This window comes from Kitasatospora sp. NPDC057198 (genome assembly GCF_042670125.1).
Classification (GTDB): Bacteria; Actinomycetota; Actinomycetes; order Streptomycetales; family Streptomycetaceae; genus Kitasatospora.
This window is the reverse complement of record NZ_JBHUWH010000592.1, coordinates 1-4,264: the sequence shown is the minus strand read 5'-3', so window position 1 is coordinate 4,264 and position 4,264 is coordinate 1. Positions and strand designations below refer to the sequence as shown.

Annotated in this window: 5 protein-coding genes; 4 read left to right on the top strand and 1 reads right to left on the bottom strand. The window is 71.3% G+C overall.

What is annotated here, in order from left to right:
• Nucleotides 1-20: 20 nt before the first annotated feature.
• Nucleotides 21-734, bottom strand: coding sequence for an IclR family transcriptional regulator (locus ACFUEL_RS36140; protein WP_073813998.1), 714 nt, complete (start codon nt 732-734; stop codon nt 21-23).
• 233 nt (nt 735-967) lie between these two features.
• Between ACFUEL_RS36140 and leuC the strand changes: the two genes are divergently transcribed.
• From leuC to ACFUEL_RS36120, 4 genes are all read left to right on the top strand, one after another.
• Nucleotides 968-2,389 carry a 3-isopropylmalate dehydratase large subunit gene (gene leuC, locus ACFUEL_RS36135; RefSeq protein WP_380241890.1) on the top strand — a complete coding sequence of 474 codons (1,422 nt, stop codon included), beginning with the start codon at nt 968-970 and terminating at the stop codon, nt 2,387-2,389.
• Nucleotides 2,390-2,392: 3 nt separating this feature from the next.
• On the top strand, nt 2,393-2,989 hold the full coding sequence (gene leuD, locus ACFUEL_RS36130; RefSeq protein WP_380241888.1) for a 3-isopropylmalate dehydratase small subunit: 597 nt from the start codon (nt 2,393-2,395) through the stop codon (nt 2,987-2,989).
• A gap of 134 nt (nt 2,990-3,123) precedes the next feature.
• Nucleotides 3,124-3,414, top strand: coding sequence for a hypothetical protein (locus ACFUEL_RS36125; protein WP_380241886.1), 291 nt, complete (start codon nt 3,124-3,126; stop codon nt 3,412-3,414).
• A gap of 133 nt (nt 3,415-3,547) precedes the next feature.
• On the top strand, nt 3,548-4,225 hold the full coding sequence (locus ACFUEL_RS36120; protein ID WP_380241884.1) for an HU family DNA-binding protein: 678 nt from the start codon (nt 3,548-3,550) through the stop codon (nt 4,223-4,225).
• Nucleotides 4,226-4,264 lie beyond the last annotated feature (39 nt).

Genomic DNA, 4,264 nt, shown 5'->3' with positions numbered 1-4,264 from the left:
CGCGTGCGGTGCGGCGCGGCTCAGCTGCGGCGCAGCGCCTCGGTGAGGCGGTTGGCGGCCTCGATGATGGCCTGGGCGTGCAGCCGGCCGGGGTGGCGGGTGAGCCGCTCGATCGGGCCGGAGACCGAGACCGAGGCGACCACCCGGTTGGACGGGCCGCGGACGGGGGCGGAGACCGAGGCGACGCCGGGTTCGCGCTCGCCGATGGACTGGGCCCAGCCGCGGCGGCGCACGCCGCTGAGCGCGGTGGCGGTGAACCGGGCGCCCTGGAGGCCGCGGTGCAGCCGCTCGGGCTCCTCCCAGGCGAGCAGCACCTGGGCGGCCGAGCCGGCCTTCATCGGCAGCGTGGAGCCGACCGGCACGGTGTCGCGCAGGCCGGAGAGGCGCTCGGCGGCGGCCACGCAGATCCGCATCTCGCCCTGGCGGCGGTAGAGCTGCGCGCTCTCGCCCGTCACGTCGCGCAGGTGGGTGAGCACCGGGCCGGCGGCGGCCAGCAGCCGGTCCTCGCCGGCGGCGGCGGAGAGCTCGGCGAGCCGCGGGCCGAGGATGAAGCGGCCCTGCATGTCGCGGGTGACCAGGCGGTGGTGTTCGAGTGCGACGGCGAGTCGGTGGGCCGTGGGCCGTGCCAGACCGGTGGCGGCGACCAGCCCCGCCAACGTGGCGGGGCCCGACTCCAGTGCGCTGAGCACCAGAGCGGCCTTGTCGAGAACGCCGACGCCGCTAGTGTTGTCCATGTCTCGATACTGCAGTCTCAATCAGCGAGACGCAAGTTCAATCTTCCGAGAAAAGCGCCACTCTTGGAGTCAGCAGCCCGGGAGACACCCAGGACGGCACCCCACCAGGGTGTCCGCATCCTGGACGGTCCGGCGTGCAGGTCGCGACTCCAAGCGAGCCTCACAGGGCGGCACGGGACAAGACCTCGACGATCACGAGAAGGCCGGCAGAGCGGCCGGCTGGAGGGAATCCGATGGGACGGACACTCGCAGAGAAGGTCTGGGACGACCACGTCGTCCGGCGCGCCGAGGGCGAGCCCGACCTGCTCTACATCGACCTGCACCTGCTGCACGAGGTGACCAGCCCGCAGGCGTTCGACGGCCTCCGGCTGGCCGGGCGCCCGGTCCGCCGGACCGATCTGACGATCGCCACCGAGGACCACAACACCCCGACCCTGGACATCGACAAGCCGATCGCCGACCCGGTCTCCCGGGTCCAGCTGGAGACGCTGCGCAAGAACGCCGAGGAGTTCGGCGTGCGCATCCACTCGCTGGGCGACGTCGAGCAGGGCGTGGTGCACGTGGTCGGCCCGCAGCTGGGCCTGACCCAGCCGGGCATGACCGTGGTCTGCGGCGACTCGCACACCTCCACCCACGGCGCCTTCGGCGCGCTGGCCTTCGGCATCGGCACCAGCCAGGTCGAGCACGTGCTGGCCACCCAGACGCTGCCGCTGGCCCCGTTCAAGACCATGGCGATCACCGTCGAGGGCGAGCTGCCCGAGGGCGTCACCGCCAAGGACCTGATCCTGGCCGTGATCACCAAGATCGGCACCGGCGGCGGCCAGGGCTACGTCCTGGAGTACCGCGGCTCGGCGATCCGCAGCCTCTCCATGGAGGCCCGGATGACGATCTGCAACATGTCCATCGAGGCGGGCGCCCGGGCCGGCATGATCGCCCCGGACCGCACCACCTTCGACTACCTCCAGGGCCGCCCGCACGCCCCGCAGGGCGAGGACTGGGACGCCGCGGTCGCCTACTGGGAGACCCTGGCCACCGACGAGGACGCGGTCTTCGACGCCGAGGTGTTCATCGACGCCGCCGAGCTGACCCCGTTCGTCACCTGGGGCACCAACCCGGGCCAGGGCGCGCCGCTGGGCGCGAACGTCCCGGACCCGGCGGACTTCGCGGACCCGCAGGAGCGGACCGCCGCCGAGAACGCCCTGAAGTACATGGGCCTGGAGGCCGGCACCCCGCTGCGCGAGGTCAAGGTCGACGCCGTGTTCGTCGGCTCCTGCACCAACGGCCGGATCGAGGACCTGCGGGCCGCCGCGGCCATCCTGGAGGGCCGCCGGATCGCCGAGGGCGTGCGGATGCTGGTCGTCCCCGGCTCCGTCCGGGTCGCCCTGCAGGCCGTCGAGGAGGGCCTGGACAAGGTCTTCACCGCCGCGGGCGCCGAGTGGCGGCACGCCGGCTGCTCGATGTGCCTGGGCATGAACCCGGACCAGCTGGCCCCGGGCGAGCGCTGCGCCTCCACCTCGAACCGCAACTTCGAGGGCCGCCAGGGCAAGGGCGGCCGCACCCACCTGGTCTCCCCCCAGGTGGCCGCCGCCACCGCGCTGGTGGGCCGCCTGGCCGCGCCCGCCGACCTGACCGACAACGTGGCCGTGGAGGTCTGAGCCATGGAGAAGTTCACCACCCACACCGGCCGCGCCGTCCCGCTGCGCCGTTCGAACGTCGACACCGACCAGATCATCCCGGCGCACTGGCTGAAGAAGGTCACCCGCTCCGGCTTCGAGGACGGCCTGTTCGAGGCGTGGCGTAAGGACGAGTCCTTCGTCCTGAACCTGCCCGAGCGCGAGGGCGCCACCGTCCTGGTGGCCGGCCCCGAGTTCGGCACCGGCTCCTCCCGCGAGCACGCCGTCTGGGCGCTGCAGAACTACGGCTTCCAGGCCGTCATCTCCTCCCGGTTCGCCGACATCTTCCGCGGGAACTCGCTGAAGAACGGCCTGCTGACGGTCGTCCTGCCGCAGGAGACCGTGGAGGAGCTCTGGGCGCTGACCGAGGCCGACCCGACCGCCGAGATCACCGTCGACCTGGAGGCCCGCGAGGTCCGGGCCGAGGGCGTCACCGCGCCGTTCGAACTGGACGACAACGTGCGCTGGCGGCTGCTGAACGGCCTGGACGACATCAGCATCACCCTGCAGAACGAGGCCGACGTCGCCGCGTTCGAGGCGAAGCGGCCCTCCTTCAAGCCGCGCACCCAGCCGGTCGCCTGAGTCACCGCTTTCTGACGGACCGACAACAAGACCCGCCCCCCTCCGGGGCGGGTCTTCGTTGTTCGCAGGGGAGTTCGTCAGCCGGGAATAGACCCTGGTGTAGCGCAACTCCGCACAGATGGCACAATCGTTGCATGCACCACAGTCCCGAACCCCCGTACCAGGACGGCCAACCGGCGTCCGGGGACGGTCGGGACGGTGCTGCCGACTCGGAAGTCACCCTGCTCTACGCACTGGTGGCCGAGCGGTTGAAGCAAGCCCACGCCCGCGTTCACGCGCTGAACGTGTCGACGGACGCAAAGACCGCTCTCACCCGACAACTGCTGATCGTCACCGAGACCGCGAAGCGCGATCTCCCGGAGGCGGCACGGCGGTTGAGTCGCTTTGTGCAGGACCTCGACGAGGGGCGGATGCCTCCCCGGTGAGCACCTCCATGCGCAAATCCATTGCGACACTAGGGTGATTCACGCGTTTGGTAATTGAAAGTCCGCAGATACATACCTAACGTGCGAAAAGAACGGATGGAATCATCCGGCGCCCGTTTCCGAAGGGGAAGACGTGAACAAGGCTCAGCTTGTCGAAGCGGTGGCCGAGCAGCTGGGCGGTCGCAAGGCTGCCGCAGAGGCCGTCGACGCAGTGCTCGACACCATGGTGCGTGCCGTCGTGGCGGGTGACCGCGTCTCGGTCACCGGTTTCGGCACCTTCGAGAAGGTGGAGCGCTCGGCGCGCTTCGCCCGCAACCCGCAGACCGGCGAGCGGGTCAAGGTCAAGAAGACCGCGGTGCCGCGGTTCCGTCCCGGCCAGGGCTTCAAGGACCTCGTCTCCGGCAGCAAGAAGCTGCCGAAGGAGGGGCCGTCGGTCAAGAAGGCGCCCAAGGGCTCGCTCACCCCGGGCAAGTCCGGCGTGGCCGCCACCCCGGCCGCCAAGCGCGCCGCGACCAAGCGCTCCGCCGCCGCGGGCACCGCCGCGACCAAGAAGACCGCCGCCAAGAAGACCGCCACCACGGCGGCCAAGAAGGCGGCCCCGGCCAAGACCGCGGTCAAGAAGGCCACCACCGCCAAGACCGCGGTGGCCAAGAAGACCAGCGCGGCGGCCACCAAGAAGGCGACCACCGCGGCCAAGAAGACCACCACCGCGGCCGCGGCGAAGAAGACCGCCGCCACCGCCAAGAAGACCGCTCCGGCGAAGAAGACCGCCACGCGGAAGACCACCGCGCGCAAGTCCACAGCCAAGTAGTCGCCCGCCCCCGGCGCCGGCCCGTCCGGTGCCCGGGGC

Bases quoted from the DNA above. Each gene is read 5' to 3' on its own strand.
- ACFUEL_RS36140 (WP_073813998.1), bottom strand. From the start codon at position 734: ATGGACAACACTAGCGGCGTCGGCGTTCTCGACAAGGCCGCTCTGGTG.
- leuC (WP_380241890.1), top strand. From the start codon at position 968: ATGGGACGGACACTCGCAGAGAAGGTCTGGGACGACCACGTCGTCCGG.
- leuD (WP_380241888.1), top strand. From the start codon at position 2,393: ATGGAGAAGTTCACCACCCACACCGGCCGCGCCGTCCCGCTGCGCCGT.
- ACFUEL_RS36125 (WP_380241886.1), top strand. From the start codon at position 3,124: ATGCACCACAGTCCCGAACCCCCGTACCAGGACGGCCAACCGGCGTCC.